This window comes from Saccharothrix syringae (genome assembly GCF_009498035.1).
In the GTDB taxonomy this organism is placed as follows: Bacteria; Actinomycetota; Actinomycetes; order Mycobacteriales; family Pseudonocardiaceae; genus Actinosynnema; species Actinosynnema syringae.
The window spans coordinates 7,260,104-7,280,701 of record NZ_CP034550.1 but is presented as its reverse complement, the minus strand read 5'-3'; the positions used below and the strand labels follow the sequence as shown (position 1 = coordinate 7,280,701).

The 20,598-nt window shown below is 73.4% G+C and carries 7 protein-coding genes; 5 read left to right on the top strand and 2 right to left on the bottom strand.

Going from position 1 to position 20,598, the window contains the following annotated elements; all coding sequences use genetic code 11:
• Nucleotides 1-27 precede the first annotated feature (27 nt).
• On the bottom strand, nucleotides 28-8,931 hold the full coding sequence (locus EKG83_RS30770) for a non-ribosomal peptide synthetase (protein ID WP_153278557.1): 8,904 nt from the start codon (nucleotides 8,929-8,931) through the stop codon (nucleotides 28-30).
• Between the two features lie 21 nt (nucleotides 8,932-8,952).
• Nucleotides 8,953-10,875 carry an AMP-binding protein gene (locus EKG83_RS30765; RefSeq protein ID WP_033432021.1) on the bottom strand — a complete coding sequence of 641 codons (1,923 nt, stop codon included), beginning with the start codon at nucleotides 10,873-10,875 and terminating at the stop codon, nucleotides 8,953-8,955.
• Nucleotides 10,876-11,077: 202 nt separating this feature from the next.
• Between EKG83_RS30765 and EKG83_RS30760 the strand changes: the two genes are divergently transcribed.
• Genes EKG83_RS30760 through gntD form a run of 5 tightly spaced genes read left to right on the top strand, consistent with a single transcriptional unit; the run spans nucleotide 11,078 to nucleotide 20,546 of the window.
• On the top strand, nucleotides 11,078-11,809 hold the full coding sequence (locus EKG83_RS30760) for a thioesterase II family protein (protein ID WP_211269146.1): 732 nt from the start codon (nucleotides 11,078-11,080) through the stop codon (nucleotides 11,807-11,809).
• A complete protein-coding gene (locus EKG83_RS30755; protein WP_051766177.1) occupies nucleotides 11,806-14,784 on the top strand; it encodes a condensation domain-containing protein in 2,979 nt (992 codons plus the stop codon). The genes EKG83_RS30760 and EKG83_RS30755 overlap by 4 nt, the downstream gene beginning before the upstream one ends.
• A gap of 28 nt (nucleotides 14,785-14,812) precedes the next feature.
• The gene (locus EKG83_RS30750) at nucleotides 14,813-15,013 is read left to right on the top strand and encodes an MbtH family protein (protein WP_033432020.1); all 201 of its coding nucleotides are present in this window, start codon (nucleotides 14,813-14,815) and stop codon (nucleotides 15,011-15,013) included.
• A gap of 30 nt (nucleotides 15,014-15,043) precedes the next feature.
• Entirely contained in the window at nucleotides 15,044-19,483 is a 4,440-nt protein-coding gene (locus EKG83_RS30745; RefSeq protein WP_033432019.1) for a non-ribosomal peptide synthetase, read from the top strand.
• A 16-nt stretch (nucleotides 19,484-19,499) separates the two neighbouring features.
• The gene (gene gntD / locus EKG83_RS30740; RefSeq protein ID WP_063741360.1) at nucleotides 19,500-20,546 is read left to right on the top strand and encodes a guanitoxin biosynthesis L-enduracididine beta-hydroxylase GntD; all 1,047 of its coding nucleotides are present in this window, start codon (nucleotides 19,500-19,502) and stop codon (nucleotides 20,544-20,546) included.
• Nucleotides 20,547-20,598: the final 52 nt, after the last annotated feature.

The window sequence follows — 20,598 nt, the reverse complement described above, 5'->3', positions numbered from 1 at the left end:
ACAGCGCCCGGTCACGACAGCGCCCGGTCACGACCTCCCGAGCGTGCGGCGGAGGCGGGGGATCGGCTTCTGCTCGGTGTGCTCCGGCAGCTCCGGGAGGCTGCGGGCCAGTTCGGCGATGGTCGGGCGGTCGAAGACCAGGCGCAGGTCCAGCGCCACCCCGGTGCGGGTGGCCACCCGGCTCACCATGCGGCTGGCCAGCAGCGAGTGGCCGCCCAGGGCGAAGAAGTCGTCGTGCACGCCGATCTCGCCGTGGCCCAGCAGCTCGGTCCAGATCTCGCCCAGCAGCTTCTCGGTCGGGGTGCTGGGCGGTTCGTGGCGGGTGGCCGCGGCGGGGGTCGGGGTCGGCAGGGCGTTGCGGTCGACCTTGCCGTTGGGGGTGAGGGGCAGTTCGTCGAGGGGGACGAGCTGCTTGGGGACCATGTGCTCGGGGAGGGACTTGCGGACGTGGGCGGTGACGTCGTCCAGGTCCGCGGCGCCGACGACGTAGCCGATGAGCCGCCCGTTGACGGCGGCGACGACCGCGTCGGTGACCGCCGGGTGCCGGCGGAGGGTGGTCTCGATTTCGCCGGGTTCGATGCGGTGGCCGTGGAGTTTGAGTTGGTTGTCGGTGCGGCCGTGGTAGTCGAGTTGTCCGTCGGGTCGCCAGCGGGCGAGGTCGCCGGTGCGGTAGAGGCGGCCGGGGCCGTGGGGGTTGGGTAGGTAGCGTTCGGCGGTGGTGGCGGGGCGGTTGTGGTAGCCGCGGGTGATGCCCAGGCCGGTCAGGTACAGCTCGCCGATGGTGCCGAGCGGTACGGGGCGCAGTTCGCTGTCGAGGATGAGGGCTTGGGTGCCGTGGACCGGGCGGCCGATGGGGGTGCGGTCGTCGGTGGGGTTGGTGATGGCGTGGGTGCTGTAGGTGGTGTCCTCGCTGGGGCCGTAGAGGTTGTGCAGGGTGGTGATGGTCGGGTGTGCGTACAGCTCGCGCACCAGGGGTGGCGGTAGCGGTTCGCCGGCGAGGTTGATCGTGTGGGCGTGGGGTGGGATGGCGTCGGCGGCGAGTAGTTCGCGGGCGACCGAGGGGACGGTGTTGATCAGCGTGATGTGCTGGAAGTCGGTCGGGGAGGGGATGAGGTCCAGCGCGTTGTTCGGGGCGAGGGTGACGGTGGCGCCACTGGTCAACGGCGCGAAGATCTCGTAGACCGACAGGTCGAAGCAGATCGAGGTGGCGGCGAGGGTTTCGGCCAGGACGTCGGCCGAGAACGTCTTGACGGCCCAGTCGAGCATGGCGGCGGTCTGGCGGTGTTCGATCATCACGCCCTTGGGGCGTCCGGTCGAGCCGGAGGTGTAGATGGTGTACGCCAAATCCTCAGGGTTGACCGCCACCGCTGGCCGAATGTCAACATTCGACATTGCGAAGTTGTCGGGGGTGAGGATGAGGGGCGCGTTGGTGTCCTGGCGGATGTACTCGACCCGCTCGGCCGGGTAGGCCGGGTCGATCGGCACGTAAGCGGCGCCGGCCTTGAGGATGCCGAGGAGCGCGACGATCAATTCGCTGGTGCGGGGCAGGCGGACACCGACGAGGGTGCCGGGGGTGATGCCCCACTCGATCAGTTGGTGGGCCAACCGGTTGGCGCGGGCGTCCAGCTCGCGGTAGGTCAGAGTCGTGTCCACGGCCCGCAGAGCCACGGCGTCGGGGGTCCGGTCCACTTGGGCCTCGACCAGCTCGTGCACGCACGTCACCGGCACCGGAGCCCGCTCACCGGCCTCCCAGGAAGCCAGCACGGCCCGCTCACCGTCGGTCCGCACGTCCAGTTCGGCCAGCGTGGTGCCCGGCTCCTCCACCAGCGCCCGCAGCACACCCGCCAACCGCTCGGCGAACAGCTCCATGGTCGCGTGGTCGAACAGGTCCGTGTTGTAGACCAGCACACCGGTCACCGCGTCCGGGCGCTCCTCCACCTGCAGCACGAGGTCGAACTGGGTGGCCCGCTGCGGCACCCGCACCGGCCGCACGACCATCCCCGGCATCCGGTACACCGGCGGCGCGCTGTTGACCGCCAGCATCACCTGGAACAGCGGGCTGCGGCTCTGGTCCCGCACGGGTGCCAGCTCGCGCACCAACCGCTCGAACGGCACCTCGTGCCGGTGCAGGTCGAGCACGGTGGCGTGGGTGGCCCGCAGCGCCTCGCCCAGCGTGGTCCCCGGCTCGGTCCGCAGGTGCAGCGGCAGCGTGTTGACCAGCAGGCCGATCAGGCCGGTCGAGTCCGGGTGCGCCCGGCCCGCGACCGGGGTGCCGATGGTGACGCCGTGCCTGCCGGTGAGCTTGGCCAGCAGCACGCCCAGCGCCGTGGCCAGCGTGGTGAACGTCGTCGTGCCGCCGGCGCCGCGCGCGGGCAGGACCAGCGGGACGGTGGCGCCCCGGTGGGTCTGGTGCGGTGGGCGCGGCCGGTCGGTCGGCAGGTCGAGCGGCGCCGGGTCGGCCAGGTGCTCCCGCCAGAAGTCGAGGTTGCCGGACGGCCGCGGGTGCTGGGCGAAGTCGGCGTACTGGACGGCCGCGGGCGCGGGCGGCTCGGCCGCCGGGTCGGTGCTGATCCGGGCGTAGTGGTCGGTGATCTCGCGCAGCAGCACGTCGACCGACCAGCCGTCCGCGATCACGTGGTGCAGGCTCAGCAGCAGCACGTGGCGCTCCCGCGCGACCCGCACCGCGACGGCGCGCACCAGCGGTCCCACCGCCAGGTCGAACGGCCGGGCGGCCTCCGCCTCGACCACCCCGGCCCAGTCGGTGGCGGTGACCTCGTGCAGCAGCACCACCGGTTCCGGCGACACCACCTGCACGACCTCCTCGTCCACCTCGCGCAGCGACGTGCGCAGCGCCTCGTGGCGGCGGGTGGTCTCGCGCAGGGCGGCGCGCAGGACGTCGACGTCGAGCGGCCCGTCGATCTCCGCGGCGCCCGTGATGTGGTACGCCAGGTTCGCCTGCGGGTCCAGCCGGCACAGGAACCACAGCCGCTGCTGGGCCGCCGACGCGGGCAGCGTGACCGTGCCGTCCGCGGCCGGCGTGCGGGGCAGGACGCGGACCGGTTCGGGTGCGCCGGTGGTGGTGCTCGGGAGCGCCCGGGCCAGCTCGGCGATGGTGGGGTGGTCGAAGACCAGCCGCAGCGGGACGGTCGTGCCCAGTGCCGTGGTGAGGCGGTGGGTCAGGCGGGTCGCCAGCAGCGAGTGCCCGCCAGCGGCGAAGAAGTCCTCGTGCACGCCGATGTCCCGGCGGTCCAGCAGCTCGGCCCAGATGTCCGCGACCAGCCGTTCGGCCGGTGTGGAGGGTGGTTCGTGGTGGGCGGAGGCGACGGGGGTGGGTGCGGGCAGCGCGTTGCGGTCGATCTTGCCGTTGGGGGTGAGGGGGAGGGCGGGGAGGCTGACGACCTGGTGGGGGACCAGGTGCTGGGGGAGCTGGTCGCGCAGGGCGTTGAGGTCGGCGGTGCCGACGACGTAGGCGATCAGGCGTCCGTCGACCGCGGTGACGACGGCGTCGGTGACGGTGGGTTGTTGGCGTAGGACGGTTTCGATTTCGCCGGGTTCGATGCGGTGGCCGTGGAGTTTGAGTTGGTTGTCGGTGCGGCCGTGGTAGTCGAGTTGTCCGTCGGGTCGCCAGCGGGCGAGGTCGCCGGTGCGGTAGAGGCGGCCGGGGCCGTGGGGGTTGGGTAGGTAGCGTTCGGCGGTGGTGGTCGGCCGGTTGTGGTAGCCGCGGGTGATGCCCACGCCGGTCAGGTACAGCTCGCCGATGGTGCCCAGGGGGACGGGGCGCAGCTCGGCATCGAGGACCAGGGCCTGGGTGCCGTGGACGGGTCGCCCGATGGGGGTGCGGTCGTCGTGAGGGCTGGTGATGGCGTGGGTGCTGTAGGTGGTGTCCTCGCTGGGGCCGTAGAGGTTGTGCACGGTTCGCACGGTCGGGTGTGCGTACAGCTCGCGCACCAGCGGCGGGGGCAGCGGTTCGCCGGCGAGGTTGATCGTGTGGGCGTGGGGTGGGATGGCGTCGGCGGCGAGCAGTTCGCGGGCGACCGAGGGCACGGTGTTGATCAGCGTGACGTGGGTGAACCTGTCCCGGTCGTGGATGAGGTCCAGCGCGTCGTGGGGCGCCAGGGTGACGGCGTGGCCGGACACCAGCGGCGTGAAGATCTCGTAGACCGAGAGGTCGAAGCAGATCGAGGTGGCCGCGAGGGTTTCCGCCAGGACGTCGGCCGGGAACGTCTTGACCGCCCAGTCGAGCATGGCGGCGGTTTGGCGGTGTTCGATCATCACGCCCTTGGGGCGTCCGGTGGAGCCCGAGGTGTAGATCGTGTAGGCCAAATCCTCAGGGTTGACCGCTACCGCTGGCCGAATGTCAACATTCGACATTGCGAAGTTGTCGGGGGTGAGGATGAGGGGTGCGTTGGTGTCCTGGCGGATGTACTCGACGCGTTCGGCGGGGTAGGCGGGGTCGATCGGTACGTACGCGGCGCCGGCCTTGAGGATTCCGAGAAGGGCGATGATGAGTTGGCTGGTGCGGGGTAGGCGGACGCCGACGAGGGTGCCGGGGGTGATGCCCCACTCGATCAGTTGGTGGGCCAGTCGGTTGGCGCGGGTGTCCAGTTCGCGGTAGGTCAGGGTGGTGTCGACGGCTCGCAACGCGATGGCGTCGGGGGTCCGGTCCACCTGGGCCTCGACCAGCTCGTGCACGCACGTCGTGGGCACCTCGGCGGGCAGGCCGGTGCTCAGGGCGGCGAGTTCGGCGCGCTCACCGGCGGTCCGCACGTCCAGTTCGGCCAGCGTGGTGCCCGGCTCCTCCGCCAGCGCCCGCACCACCACCGCCAACCGCTCGACGAACAACCGCGCGGTCGACTCGGCGAACAGGTCCGTGTTGTAGGTCAGGTGACCGGTCACCGCGTCGGCGGTCTGCTCCAGGTGCAGCGACAGGTCGAACTGCGTGCCCGCGGGCGGTGCGTCGAGCCGGGTGAAGCGCAGGCCGGGGATGTCCAGCGACCGGGGCGGCTCGACGTTCAGCGCGAGCATCACCTGGAACAGCGGGCTGCGGCTCCGGTCGCGCTCCGGCCGCAGGTGCCGCACGAGCTGTTCGAACGGGGTGTCGCTGTGCCGGTGGGCCTCGCCCAGGTCGGCGTGCGTGTCGCGCAGCGCCGCCGCGAGCGTCGTGCCCGGGGTGGTGGTGCGGCGCAGCGGCAGGCTGTTGGCCAGGAAGCCGATGACGTCCCTGGTGTCCGGGTGCGTGCGCCCGGACACGGGGATGCCGATCGTCACGTCGTGCCGGCCCGTCAGCTTGGCCAGCAGCACGGTCAGCGCGGTGGTGACGACGGCGAACGCCGTGGTGCCCGTGGCGCGCGCCGGCCGCTCGACGACGTCCGCGGGCAGCGTGATCGGGACGGCCGCGCCGTTGTGCGTCTGGTGCGCGGGCCGGGGTCGGTCCGTCGGCAGGTCGAGCGGCGCGGCGCCGGCCATCTTCGCGGCCCAGTGGGCGAGGTCGTCGGGGTCGGCGTCCCCCTGCCACCGCACGACGTCGCCGTACTGGACTGGCGGGGGAGCGGGGGTGGTGTCGCCCGAGGCGCGGTAGTGCTCGGCGATCTCGCGCAGCAGCACGGTCAGCGACCAGCCGTCGGCGATGGCGTGGTGCAGCGACAGCTCCAGCAGGTGCTCGTCGGCGGCCCGCCGCACGACCCGGGCGCGGAACAGCGGTCCGCGTTCGAGGTCCACGGTCGCGGAGGTCCAGTCGGTCGGCTCCCACCCGGGGTGCACGACCTGCACCACCTCGCCGTCGACCTCGCGCAGCGTCGTGCGCAGCGCCTCGTGCCGTTGGGCGGTGGCGCGCAGGGCGGCGTGCAGGGCGTCGACGTCCAGCGGTCCGTCGATCCTGGCCGACCCCGTGATGTGGTAGGCGAGGTTCGCCTGCGGGTCCAGGTGGCACAGGAACCACAGCCGCTTCTGGTTCGCGGAGGCGGGGAGGGTGATCGTGCCGTCGGCTGCGTGGACCCTCGGTGCGACCGGGATCGGGGTGAAGTCCTGGTTGGACGGCAGGTTCTCGGCCAGTTCCGCGATGGTCGGGTGGTCGAAGACCAGTCGCAGCGGGACGGTCGCGCCGAGCACCGCGGTGAGGCGGTGGGCCAGGCGGGTGGCGAGGATGGAGTGGCCGCCCACGGCGAAGAAGTTGTCGTGCACGCCCGGGGCCGGCACCTCCAGCAGTTCCCGCCAGACGTCCGCGACGAGCCGTTCCGCCGGGGTGCGCGGCGGTGCGGAGTCGTTGCCCGTGACGACGGGCGCGGGCAGCGCGTTGCGGTCGATCTTGCCGTTGGGGGTGAGGGGGAGGGCGGGGAGGCTGACGACCTGGTGGGGGACCAGGTGCTGGGGGAGTTCGCGCCGGAGGGCGTTGAGGTCGGCGGTGCCGACGACGTAGGCGATCAGGCGTCCGCTGTGGGCGGCGACGGCGGCGTCGGTGACGGTGCTCTGCCGGCGGAGCGCGGCTTCGACTTCGCCGGGTTCGATGCGGTGGCCGTGGAGCTTGAGCTGGTTGTCGATGCGGCCGTGGTAGTCCAACTGCCCGTCGGTGCGCCACCGCACGAGGTCGCCGGTGCGGTAGAGGCGGCCGGGGCCGTAGGGGTTGGGCAGGTAGCGTTCGGCGGTGGTGACCGGCCGGTCGTGGTAGCCGCGGGTGATGCCCAGACCGGTCAGGTACAGCTCACCAATGGCACCCAGGGGCACGGGGCGCAGTTCGCTGTCGAGGATGAGGGCTTGGGTGCCGTGGACGGGCCGCCCGATGGGGGTGCGGTCGTCGGCGGGGTCGGTCACCGCGTGGGTGCTGTAGGTGGTGTCCTCGCTGGGGCCGTACAGGTTGTGCAGGGCGTGCACGGTGGGGTGCGCGTGCAGTTGCCGGACGAGTTCGGGCGACAAGGGTTCGCCGGCGAGGTTCACGGTGTGGGCGTGGGGTGGGATGGCGTCGGCGGCGAGTAGTTCGCGGGCGACCGAGGGGACGGTGTTGATCAACGTGATGTGCTGGTAGTCGGCCGGGGAGTGGATGAGGTCCAGCGCGTTGTTCGGGGCGAGGGTGACGGTGGCGCCACTGGTCAACGGCGCGAAGATCTCGTAGACCGACAGGTCGAAGCAGATCGAGGTGGCCGCGAGGGTTTCGGCCAGGACATCGGCCGAGAACGTCTTCACGGCCCAGTCGAGCATGGCGGCGGTCTGCCGGTGCTCGATCATCACGCCCTTCGGACGCCCCGTCGAGCCCGAGGTGTAGATCGTGTACGCCAGGTCCTCGACACCAACAGCCACCGCAGGTCGAATGTCAACATTCGACATTGCGAAGTTGTCGGTGGTCAGGATGAGGGGTGCGTTGGTGTCCTGGCGGATGTACTCGACCCGCTCGGCCGGGTACGCCGGGTCGATCGGCACGTAGGCCGCACCGGCCTTCAAGATGCCCAGGAGCGCGACGACCAGGTCGCTGGTGCGGGGCAGGCGGACGCCGACGAGGGTGCCGGGGGTGATGCCCCACTCGATCAGCTGGTGGGCCAGTCGGTTGGCGCGGGCGTCCAGCTCGCGATAGGTCAACGTCGTGTCCACGGCCCGCAGAGCCACGGCGTCGGGCGTCCGGTCCACCTGGGCCTCGACCAGCTCGTGCACGCACGCCGCGGGTACCGAGGCGGCCGAACCGGCACCCAGCAGGGCGAGTTGCGCGCGCTCACCCGAGGTCCGCACGTCCAGCCCGGCCAGCTCCACGTCCAGGTCCGCCAGCAACGCGCCCAGCGCCACCCCGAACCGGTCCGCCAGCAACCCGGCCGTCGAGGCGTCGAACAGGTCGGTGTCGTAGCCGAGGAACCCGGTCACCCCCTCCGGCGTCAGCCACAGGTACAGCTCCACGTCGTGCTGGATCGCCGCCGGCGCCATCAGCAGCGGGCGCACCGGCAGGTCGCCCAGCCGGAACTCCGGCACCCCGTCCTGGAGCACGCACATCACCCGGATCGCGCCGCCACCCACCGCCTCCAGCGGCACGTGCCCGCGCCCGTACGCGCCGAGGCACGTCTCCCGCACCGCCCGCACCAGCTCCCGGCCGGTGCGCGCACCCGAGCTGTCGGTCCGCAGCGCCAGCATGTTCACCAGGGGCCCGATCGCGCGCGGCGCGCGGTGCCGCTCCCGGGTGATCGTCGGCGACCCGACCACCACGTCCGACTGCCCGGACACCTTCGCCACCACCAGGTGCAACGCGCTCAGCAGCAGCATGAACGGTGTGACGCCCTCGGCCGCCGCCACCTCCCGCACCCGCCGCGCCACGTCCGCGCCCAGCGCCAGCGGCACGGAGCCGGAGCGGAACCGCGGCCGGGCCGGCCGGGGCCGGTCGGTCGGCAGCGCGGGCGGTGCGGCGCCGGCCAGCCGGTCGCGCCAGTAGGCCAGGTCCGCGTCGGTCACCTCGGTGGTGGTCGCGGGCAGCGGCTCGGCGGGCGGCAGCGGCGCGCCGGAGTACGCGGCGGACAGCTCCGCCAGGAACACCCCGAGCGACCAGCCGTCGCACACCAGGTGGTGCGCCACCACCTGGATGACCGTCTCGCCGGCCGCCGACCACACCGCGGCGCGCCACAGCGGCCCGGTCGCCAGGTCCACCGGCCGCCCCGCCCGCTCGCGGGCCTGCGCCAGCGCGGCCTCGCGCCCGTCCGCGCGCAGCACCTCCAGCGGTGCGCCCGGACCCAGGTGGGGGTGCCGGGCGGCGACCTCGGCCAGCGCCGACCGCAGCCGGTCGGCGTCCACCGGTCCCGGCGCGGCGGCCACGAACGACAGCACGTTGACCGCCGTGCCGGGGTGCACCTGCTCGAACAGCCGGATCCCCGCCTGCGTCGGGGTGTCGCCGGACGCCGCGACCGGTGCCGCGCGGGTGCGCCACCGCTTGACGAGATCGCGTCCGAGGGCAGCGGGGAATTCCACGACGAAGCTCCTCCGGTCGGGTCAGGCTTGCACGCCGGCCACGGCGTCGATCCGGTCGACGACCTGGGCGCCGGTGACGCCGTCGGCCGCCCAGCGCGCCAGCAGCCGCCCGGCCAGCTCGCGGGGCGACTGGGCCTCCAGCACCAGCTCCACGGGCACCGGCAGGCGCAGTGCGTCCTCGGTGACCGCCGCGATCTCCGCGCCGCGCACGGAGTCGCCGCCGATGGCGCCCAGGGTCTGGGTGGGCGCGCACTCGGCCACGTCGCACACCGCGGCGAACACGCCGGCCAGGAACAGCTCGACGGGTTCCCGCGCGGCGTCCCGGGTCGGGCCGGCCGCGGGCAGCACGGCCCCCGCCAGCCCGCCCGCCAGGTAGCGGGCCCTGGTCAGGGCGCGCTGGATCTTGCCGCTGGTGGTGCGCGGGATCGTGCCCGGCGGGCACAGCACCACGGTGTCGACCCGGGCGCCGGTCGCGGTGAGCACCCTGGCGCGGATGTCGACGGCCAGCTCCCCGGGGTCGGCGGCGGTGCGCTTGGCCAGCTCCGCCACCAGCACCAGCTCCTGGTCGTCGGCCGCGGTGAACGCGGCCGCGGTCGGGCGCAGCAGCGGGTTGTCCAGCACGGCCGCCGCCTCCAGGTCGTGGGCGTGGTGGTTCACGCCGTGCTGGATCAGCACGTCCTTGCGGCGGCCGGTGACGAACAGGTGCCCGGCGCGCAGGTGGCCGAGGTCGCCGGTGCGCAGGTAGCGCTCGCCGTCGACGTGGCCGAACAGCTCGGACTCCGGCTGCCCGGTGTCGTTGAGGTAGCCGCGGCTCACGCTCGGGCCGCGCACCCAGATCTCGCCCTCCGCGTCCTCCACCGGGGTGCCCGTGGCGGGGTCGACGACCAGCACGCGGTGCCCGTCGATCACCGGGCCGCAGTCCACCCGGCCCTCCTCGTCGACGTCGTGGCCGGACCAGTGCCGCCCGGTGACGATCAGCGTCGCCTCGGCCAACCCGTAGCAGGGCAGGAACGCCTCGGGGCGGAAGCCGTTGGCGGCGAAGCGGTCCGCGAACGCGGTCAGCGTGCGGGCCCGGACCGGCTCGGCGCCGTTGAACGCCAGCCGCCAGCGGCTCAGGTCGACCCCGGACAGGTCCTTGCCCTCGGCGCGGCGCACGCACAGGTCGTAGCCGAAGTTCGGCGCGCCGGTGTGCGTGATGCCCAGCTCGCCGATCTGCCGGATCCACTCCAGCGGATTCTTGAGGAAATGGATCGGCGACATCAGGCGAACCGGAAAACCACCGTACACGGGGGTGAGGATGAATCCGATCAATCCCATGTCGTGATACGGCGGGAGCCACGACAACGCGCGCGTGTCCGCGCCCAGGCGGAACACCGCGCTGATCGCCGCCATATTGGCCATCAGGTTCCCGTGGTCGAGCACCACGCCTTTCGGCTGGTTGGTGCTGCCCGAGGTGTACTGCACGAGGGCCACGTCCCCCGGCGCCGGCAGGGCGTCCCGGGGGCCCGCGGGCAGGCCGTCGTCGGCGAGGTCGACCACCGGCGGCAGGGAGTCCGGCGCGCCCGACGAGGTGAGCACCGACAGCACCAGCGGGTCGGCCAGCAGCGCCGTGGCGCGGGAGTCCGCGAGCACCCGCTCGAACCGCTGCTTGATCCGGTCCGCGGCCCCGAACAGGGGCGGGTACGTGGGCACGGCGGGCACCCCGGCCAGGAAGCAGCCGTAGACCGCCACCACGAAGTCCAGCCCCGGCGGGTACAGCAGCAGGGTCGGACCGCCGTCGGAGGCGTCGCGCAGCCGCCGCGCGACCCGGGTCGCGCGGTCGAGCAGTTCCCGGTAGGTCAGCCGGTCGACCCGGCCGTCGTCGTGCAGGTACTCGAAGGCGGGGCGGTCGCCGTCGGTCGCGACGTGGTCGACCAGGACGTGCGCCAGCGTGCGATGGGTCATCGGCGAGACTCCATTTCTGCAGTGACCGCTCGGGCAAATGTAAAGACCCGGACTCTCGCCCCGTTCTCACGCACCTACCGGTGATCTCTCACCTTTCTCTGCACGTCTTGACGCCCCCGCGGGGCCGGCTGGTACCCATTTCACTGTGCTCGCAGGGCCGAACAATCCGGAGGTGCGCGTGGCCGACAGGGGAACGGTTTGGGTGACGTCCTTCGCCGACGTGCCCGACCCGGTGTGCGAGCTGGTGTGCTTCCCCCACGCGGGCGGTGGCAGCTCGGTCTTCCAGACCTGGCAGCGCCACACCGACGTGCTGCGCGTGTCGGCGGTCCGCCTGCCCGGCCGGGAGTCCCGGCTGCGCGAACCCGCGATCGCCGACCTCGACGCGCTCGTCGACGCGCTCGCCGCGGCGCTGTCCGGGCTCACCGGGCGGCCCTACGCCTTCTACGGGCACAGCATGGGCGCGCTCGTCGCGTACGAGCTGACCCGCCGCCTGCGCGCCGAGGGGCTGCCGCTGCCGCGCGGCCTGTTCGTCGCCGGCATGGACGCGCCGCAGCGGCTCGACCTCGACCGCGCCCACGACCTGCCGCGCGACGAGCTGGTCGCCTGGCTGGTCGGGGTCAACGGGCTGGACGCCGAGGTGCTGGAGTACCCGGCGCTGATCGACCTGATGCTGCCCACCATCCGCGCCGACCTCGCCGTGGTCGAGAACTACGAGCACCGCCGCCAGCCACCGCTGCCGGTGCCGATCCACGTCCTGCGCGGGCGCGGCGACGTGCAGGTCAGCGTCGAGGGCAGCGGCGGCTGGGCCGAGCTGACCTCGGCCGGCTGCGCCGTCACCGACCTCGACGGCGACCACTTCTTCGTGCAGCACAACGAGCGGCGCATCGTGTCGCTGATCGAGTCCGACCTGGTCGGGGAAGGTGCGCGGCGATGAGCAGTTCGTCCTACGTCGGCGGCGTCAGCGGCGGGCCCACCCGCGACTACAGCGACCACTTCGTGCTGCCCGCCGCGCCCGCGCAGCGCCAGCTGTGGTTCCTGTGCCAGCTCGACCCCGCCAGCAACGCCGCCTACAACGTGGTCAGCGCGGTGCGCCTGGCCGGGCGGCTGGACCACCTGGCGCTGCAACGCGCGCTCAACGAGGTGGTGGCCCGCCACGAGAGCCTGCGCACCGGCATCGGCCTGGTGGACGGCGAACCGCGGCAGGTCGTGGTGCCCGAGGCGCTGGTGTCGCTGCCCGTGGTGGAGGGCGACGTGCAGGACCACGCCCGGGAGCAGGCCGCCATCCCCTTCACCCTCGACGAACCGCCGCTGCTGCGCGTGGTGCTCGTCCGCGAGGCCGCCGACCGGCACGTGCTCGTCGCGGTCATCCACCACACCGCCTGCGACGGCTGGTCGACCGAGGTGTTCTACCGCGACCTCGCCCACTCCTACCGGCGCCTGGTCGACGGCGTCGGCGACCCGCGGCCCGAGCTGTCCATCCAGTACGCCGACTACGTGGCCTGGCAGGCCGACGCGCTGACCGGCGAGCCGATGCGCGAGCTGGTGGCGCACTGGCGCGCCGCGCTGTCCGGCGTCGCACCGCTCGACCTGCCCGTCGACCGGCCGCGCGGCACCGCGCGCCGGATGGCGGGCGGCCGGCTGGAGGCGCCGCTCGACGCCGCGCTGGTGTCCCGGGTGGACGCACTGGCCGCCGACTGCTCCGCGACCCGCTTCATGGTGCTGCTGGCCGCTTTCAAGGTGGCGCTGGCCCGCGTCACCGGCCAGGGCGACGTCGCGGTCGGCACCCCGGTGGCGGGCCGGCACCACCCGGACGCCGAGGAGCTGATCGGCTTCTTCGCCAACACCCTGGTGCTGCGCACCCGGCTGCCGCTGGAGCAGCCGTTCGACGCCGCGGTGGCCGCCGTCCGGCACACCTGCCTGGAGGCGTTCGCGCACCAGCGCATGCCGTTCGACCGGCTCGTGGAGGAGATGCGGCTGCCCCGCGTGCTGGACCGCAACCCGCTGTTCGACGTGATGTTCTCGGTCCAGGACGCGCCGGCGGTCGCCGCCGAACTGCCCGGCCTGACCATGACCCCGGTCGAGCTGACCAGCACGTCGGCGAAGTTCGAGCTGTGGCTGACCGTCGTGCCGCACGGCGCGGGCGTGGCGCTGCGCCTGGACTACGACCGCGACCTGTACGACCGGGACACCGCCGAGGCGCTGCTGGAGGTCTACCGGCGGGTGCTGACGGAGGTCGTCGACGACCCCGCGGCCGTGTCCGCGACCCTGCCCGCGGCCGACCCCGCCGAGCGGGCGCTGGTCGGGTCCTGGGCGACCGGCCCGGCCCTGCCCGTGCCCGGCGGCACGGTCCTGGACCACGTCGGGGACGCCGTGGTGCGGGAGGGCGGGGTCGAGCACTCCGGCGCCGAGCTGCGGGCCCGCGCCGCCTGGCTGGCCGAGCTGCTGCGCGAGGAGGGCGTCGGCGCGGGGGTCGTGGTGACCACCCCGCCGGTCGCCTCCGCGTCGCTCGTGGTGGTCGCGCTGGCCGCGTTCGAGGTGGGCGCGCAGCTCGCCTACGGCGACCGGCACCCGCGCGACGGCGCGTTCGCCAAGGACTCCGGCGGCAACTGGGTGGTCACCACCGGTCCCCGGTTCGACCCCGTCGAGCCCCGCGAACCCGCGCCGGAGGACCCCGCGTGGGGCGGGTTCTCCCACCGCGCCCTGCTCGCCGCGGTCACCGCGCTGGCCGACCGGCTCGCCGTCGGCCCGGACGACGACGTGGCGCTGCTCGGCGACGCCCCGGACCCGGTCGACGTGCTGCTGGGGCTCGTGCACGCGCGCCGGCTGGTGCTCGGCGGTGCGGGGGACGTGGTCGTGGCCGCGCCGCCCACCTGGCGGAAGCTGCTCACCGAGGGCTGGACGCCCCCGGCCGGCGCCCGGCTGGTGTGCCGCGGTCAGGTGGTGGCGGACGACCTGGTGGCCGCGCTGCGCCGCACCGGGAACCCGGTCGTGGTCGGCCGCGACACCCCCACCTCGGCCGTGCCGGTGGCGCTCGGGGACACCTCGGCGCCCCTGGCCAACACCACCCGCCGCCTGCTCGACCCCGCCGGCGCCCCCGTCCCGGTCGGCACGGTCGGCGAGCTGCACCTGTCCGGCCCGGCCACCCACCCGGGCGGCACCGGCGAGCGCTACCGCCACACCCGCCGCGGCGAGCTGGCATTCGTCGGCTACGCGGACGACCGGCTCGTCGCCGGCGACCACCTGGTCGCGCCGGGCCGCGTCGAAACCGTGCTGGCCGGTGTGCCGGGCGTGCGCTCGGCGGCCGTGGTCGCGGCCGAGGTCGGCGGTGACACCCGGCTGGTCGGCTGGCTCGTGCTCGACGGCGCCCGCGCCGCCGCGAACCCCCGCGAGCAGGACGAGTTCGCCGCCGGCGTCCGGGCCCGCGCGCTGACCACCCTGGCCGCCCACGAGGTGCCCGCGGCGTTCGGGGTCCTGCCCGAGCTGCCGCGGCTGGCCGACGGCGGGGTCGACCGCGCCGCGCTGACCGCCCTGGCCGCGCTGCGCGGCCAGTCCCTGCTCGGCGCGCTCGACGCCACCCCGCCGCGCAACCGCGTCGAGCGGGCCGTGGTGGCGATCTTCAAGGACACGCTGCCGGTGCAGGAGTTCGGCGTGCACGCCGACTTCTTCGCGCTCGGCGGCCACTCGATGCTCGCCGCCAGGGTCATCGGGCGGGTGCGCGACCAACTCGGCGTGCTCGTCCCCGTGCGGGACTTCTTCCGCAAGCCCACCGCGGCCGGCCTGGCCGAGGCGGTGGCGGCGCTGGAGGAGGAGCGGTCGCGCGGCCAGGCCGACAAGGCCACCGCGCTGCGCGGCCAGCTCGCCGGAATGACCGACAAGGAGGTCGAGCAGCTGCTGCGCCAGCTCGGCTGACCAACCACCAGGAACGAGGAGCACCCAGATGGGCATCGACGACGCCGACACGACCTTCCAGGTCGTCGTCAACGACCAGGACCAGTACTCGATCTGGTTCGCCGACCGCTCCCTGCCCGCCGGCTGGAGCGCCGTCGGGACCACCGGCAGCAAGCAGGAATGCCTTCAGCACATCGAGAAGGTGTGGACCGACATGAGGCCCCGTTCGGTTCGCGAACGCGTCCGCTGACCAAGCCCACCGACACGACAGGAGTGCCAGATGAGCCAGCAGCACGAGCTGGAGTCCATGACGCCGGAGGAGAAGCGCGCGCTGCTCGCCCAGCTCCTGGACGGGTCCGCCGAAGCCACCCCCAGCAACCTCTCCCTGGAGCAGCGCAGGCTCTGGGTCCTGCTCCAGCTCGACGACAGCAAGCCGTGGCAGGTCAGCACGGCCGTCCGGCTGTCCGGGACGGTCAACCACGCGGCCCTGCAGCAGGCCCTGACCGCGGTCGTGCAGCGCCACGAGGTGCTGCGCACCACCTTCCGCGAGGTCGACGGCCACCCGCTGGCCACGACCGCGCCCGCGGTGACGCTGCGCCTGCCGGTGGTCGAGGTCGATGCCGCCGACCTCGAAGCCGAGCTGGCGCGCGTGGTCGCCACCGAGACCCGGACCAGGTTCGACCTGGCCAAGGGCCCCCTGGTCCGGGCCTCGGTGCTGCGGGCCGCCGAGGACGACCACGTCCTGGTGCTGACCCTGCACCAGCTCGTCGCCGACCGCCGCTCGGTCAAGCTGCTGGCCGACGAGGTGCTGACCCGCTACACCGCGCTCGTCGACGGCACCTCCGGCGACGCGCTCGCCGCACCGGTCGACTTCCACTCGCTGGTCACCGCCCAGCGCACCTGGGTCAACAGCGACGAGGCGACCAAGGACATCGACTACTGGCGCGACCGGCTGGCCGCGCTGACCCCGCTCGACCTGCCCACCGACCGCCCGCGCCCGCCGCTGAAGACCATCCACGGCGACGCGGTCAGCGTCCCGGTCGCGCCGGAGCTGGCCGCCGCGGTCGCCGCCTACGGTGAGGAGCACGGGCACGGCCCGACCGAGGTGCTGCTGTCCGCGTACGTCGCCGTGCTGGCCCGGTACGCGCAGCAGCGCGACCTGGCGGTCGGCGTGCCGGTGCAGGAGTCGTGGCAGTCGGACGGCGCGAACCTGGTGGGACCGCTGGAGAACACGGTGCCGCTGCGGGTCGAGCTGGACGACGCCGACTCGCTGTCCCGGCTCGCGCCGCGGGTGGCCGCGGTGCACGCCGAGGCGCTGGCGCACGCCCGCCTGTCGTTCGACCGGATCGTCGAGGCGGCCCAGCCGCAGCGCGACCTGAGCCGCACCCCGCTGTTCCAGACCTCGTTCAGCTTCGAGGAGGAGGCCGGTTCCCGCGCGGTGCCGGGCGGCACGGCGGTCCCGCTCGACCTGCCGACCACGTGGACGCCGCACGACATCGACCTGCGCGCGATCGACCGCAACGGCGCGCTGACCCTGCGGGCGCAGTACAACACCGACCTGTTCGACGGCGCCACCGTGGAGCGCTTCCTGGGCCACGTCCTGCTGCTGCTGGGCAAGGCCGTCGCCGAACCGACCCTGCCGCTCGCCGAGATCCCGCTGCTGACCGACCAGGAGTGGCAGCAGGTCGTCGTCGACTGGAACAGCACCGACGCGGACCACGACCGCACCCGCACGCTCCACCGGCTCGTGGAGGAGGCGGCCGCCGCCAACCCCGGCGCCACCGCCCTGGTCGCCGACGGCGTCGAGCTGACCTACGCCTCGCTGGACGACCGGGCCAACGCGCTGGCCGCCGAGCTGGTCGGCCTCGGCGTGGGCCCCGGCTCCTGCGTCGGCGTGCTGGTGGACCGCTCGGTGCACGCCGTGGTCGGCCTGCTGGGCGTGCTCAAGGCCGGCGGCGCGTACGTGCCGCTGGACCCGACCTACCCGGCCGACCGGTTGTCGTACGTGGTCAACGACGCCGGCATCGGGCTGTTCGTCGGCCGCCGCCACGCCCTGGACGGGCTCCCGGAGGCGTTGTCGGGCACCGGCCGGGTCGCCATCCCGACCACCGACACCGGCGCCGCCCCCGTCACCTCCGGCGCGCGGGCCGACGACCTGGCCTACGTCATCTACACCTCCGGCTCCACCGGCAGGCCCAAGGGCGTCGCGGTCGAGCACCGCTCGATCGTGCACTCCACCGCGGCCCGCGCCGCGATCGAGGGCCCCGGCCTGCCCGAGCGCTACCTGGTCCTCGCGCCGCTGACGTTCGACGCCGCGGGCGGCGGCCTGTACTGGACGCTGGGCCGCGGCGGCACGGTGGTGTTCCCCACCGACAGCGAGGTGCTGGACCCGCGCCTGCTCGGCCGGCTCATCCGCGGTCGGCAGGTGACCCACGTCGACGGCGTGCCGTCGCAGTACGCGGTGCTGCTGGAGACCGACCTGGAGCCGCACGACTCGGTGCGCGCCACCGTGGTCGCGGGCGAGGCGCTGCCGCCGAGCCTGGTCGCCGAGCACTACCGCCGCTCGCCGAACGCGACCCTGTTCAACGAGTACGGGCCCACCGAGGCCGCGGTGTGGGCGTCGGTGCACCCGGTGTCCCCGGCCGACGCCAGGCTGCCCCGCGTCCCGATCGGCCGGCCCATCCCCAACGGGCGCATCCACCTGCTGGACAAGCGCCTCAACCCGGTGCCGCCCGGCGTGCCCGGCGAGCTCTACATCGGCGGCGACGGCGTGGCCCGCGGCTACGTCAACCGCCCGGCGATGACCTCGGAGCGGTTCCTGCCCGACCCGTTCTCCACCGAGCCCGGCGCCCGGCTCTACCGCACCGGCGACCTGGCGCGCTACCGGGCCGACGGCACCATCGAGTTCCTGGGCCGCGGCGACACCCAGGTCAAGATCCGCGGCTTCCGCGTCGAGCTGTCCGAGATCGAGAACGTGGTGCTGCGCCACCCGCTGGTGGCCGAGGCCGTGGTCACCGTCCGCGAGGACCAGCCGGGCGTCCCGCGCCTGGTCGCCCACGTGGTCCCGGTGATCGGCCGCGTGCTGACCCAGGAGACGCTGGTCAACCACGTCATCGGGCAGGTGCCCGACTACATGGTGCCCAGCGCGTTCGTGACGCTGGAGAAGATGCCGCTGACCCGGCACGGCAAGATCGACACCGCCGCGCTGCCCGCGCCGCAGGAGGTCATCGCCAGCGGGTTCGTCGAGCCCGCCAACCAGCTGGAGGCGGGCATCGCCGAGACGTTCGCCTCGGTGCTGGGCCTGCAGCACATCAGCGCCACGGCCGACTTCTTCGAGCTGGGCGGCAACTCGCTGCTGGTGGCCCGCCTGGCCGCGCAGCTCTCCCGCGAGAACGACATCGAGCTGCCCATCGACGAGGTGTTCCGCGTCCCGACCGTGCAGGGCATCGCGCGGGTCGTGGAGACCCACCAGCGCGACCGCAACGACGTCGACAGCGCCGCGCTCTACACCCAGCAGGTGGCCGAGCTGCTGGCCGACGTCAAGCTCGACCCGGCGATCAAGCCGGACGGGCTGCCGCGCGCCAACTGGTTCGAGCCCCGGCACGTCCTGGTCACCGGCGCCACCGGCTACCTCGGCGTGTTCATCGCGGTCGAGCTGGTCAAGCGCACCAACGCCACGGTGCACTGCCTGGTCCGCGGCGAGAGCCAGGACGCGGCCTGGGACCGGCTGGAGGAGACCTTCCGCAAGTACCGCGCGTGGGACGAGTCCTACCGCGACCGGATCAAGGTCGTCGTCGGCGACCTGGCCAAGCCGTTCCTGGGCCTGTCCCGGGGCGAGTTCGGCCGCTACGCGTCCCTGCTGGACTCGATCTACCACAGCGGCGCCATCGTCAACTTCACCTACCCGTTCGAGGCGATGAAGGCCGCGAACGTGCTCGGCACCGAGGAACTGCTGCGGCTGGCGACCAACACCACGCTCAAGGCGTTCCACCTGGTGTCCAGCGTGGACGTCTTCATGGGCACCGGCGCCGAGCGCCCGTTCACCGAGGAGGACCTGGGCGACCGCCCGGTCAAGGTGCCCACCGGCTACCCGCGCACCAAGTGGGTGGCGGAGAAGATCACCGTCATCGCCCGTGACCGCGGCGTGCCGGTCACCGTCCAGCGCCCCTGGATGATCACCGGCCACACCAAGACCGGGGCGTCGCACGACACCGACTACCTCTACGTCTACCTCAAGGGCTTCCTCGACCTGGGGGTCCTGCCGCTCTACAACGACGTGATCAACGCGGTGCCCGTCGACTACACCGCCGAGGCCATCGTCTACACGTCGCTGCGAGAGGAGAACCTGGGCAAGAACTTCAACATCACCAACCGCGAACCCACGACGATGCAGCAGTGCTACCAGTGGCTGCGCTCGTTCGGCTACGACCTCAACGTCGTCGACGAGGAGGAGGCCCGCCGCCAGGCGCTGGCCGTGGACGAGGACCACATCCTCTACCCGCTCACCCCGCTCCTGCGGGTGGCCTCCATGCGGCACGCCGCGCTCGACCCCGACCTCCAGCAGCAGGTGGACCCGCTCGACGAGTGCCGGGTGCTCCTGGAGGCGCTGGAGGGCTCCGGGATCGAGTGCCCGCCGGTCAACGAGGAGTGGGCGCACTCCTGCTTCCAGTTCCTGGTGGACAACGGTTATCTGCCCGCACCGCAGGACGTCGTGCGCTGAACGAGGAAGGCACGCCATGACGGGAACACCCACGCCAACCCGACCGGACACCGTCCGCTACCTGGACCTGTCCTCCGTCGACGCCAAGGACGTCGACACCCTCACCCGCAACATCGCCGCCGACTACGGCTCCAGCACCTCGCCGTCGCTGCTGGCCGCGGCGGCGGGCCTGGCCCAGCGCTTCCCCCAGGCCCTGGTCGAGGAGCTGCGCGAGTTCCGGCTGCGCGAGCCCACCGCCGCCCTGGTGGTGCGCGGGATGCGGGTGGACGACGCCGAGATCGGCCCGACCCCGCTGGACTGGCGCGAGTCGCCCGCCCCGGAGCGGGCCGCCGCCCTCACCGCGCACGAGGTGTACCTGGTGCTGGTGGGCAGCCTGCTCGGCGACATCTTCGGGTGGTCGACGCTCCAGGACGGCAGGCTGCTGCACAACGTGGTCCCGATGCCCGGCGAGCAGCGGGAGCAGAGCGGCCACGGCACCGTGAAGCTGGAGTGGCACACCGAGGACGGCTTCCACCCGCACCGGTGCGACTACCTCCTGCTGCTGGGCGTCCGCAACCACGACGCCGTGCCCACGACCGTCGCGAGCATCGACTCGGTGGACCTGGAACCACACCACCGGGAGGTGCTGGCCCAGCGCCGGTTCCTCATCCGACCCGACAACGAGCACGTCAACCGCGCCCGGGTCCTGGTGGCGGGCACCGACCGGGTGCACGACATCCAGCGCATGAAGGACGACCCCGAACCCAGCGCCGTCCTGTTCGGCCACCCCGACGCGCCGTACCTGCGCATCGACCCGGCGTTCATGGCGGCCCGCCCCGGTGACCCCGAGGCGGCGGAGGCCCTGGCCGTGCTGGTGGCGGCGCTCGACGCGAACCTCACCGAGGTCGCGCTGGGCGCGGGCGACCTGCTCGTGGTCGACAACTACAAGGCCGTGCACGGCCGGAGCGAGTTCAGCGCCCGGTACGACGGCACCGACCGGTGGCTGAAGAAGGTCATCGTCACGCGCGACCTGCGCCGGTCCCGGCGCTACCGCGCGGCCGCCCACGAGCGGATCCTGCTCTGACCGGAGTCCCGGGGTGGCGCGCCCGCGCCACCCCGGGACCCCGCCGGAGCCA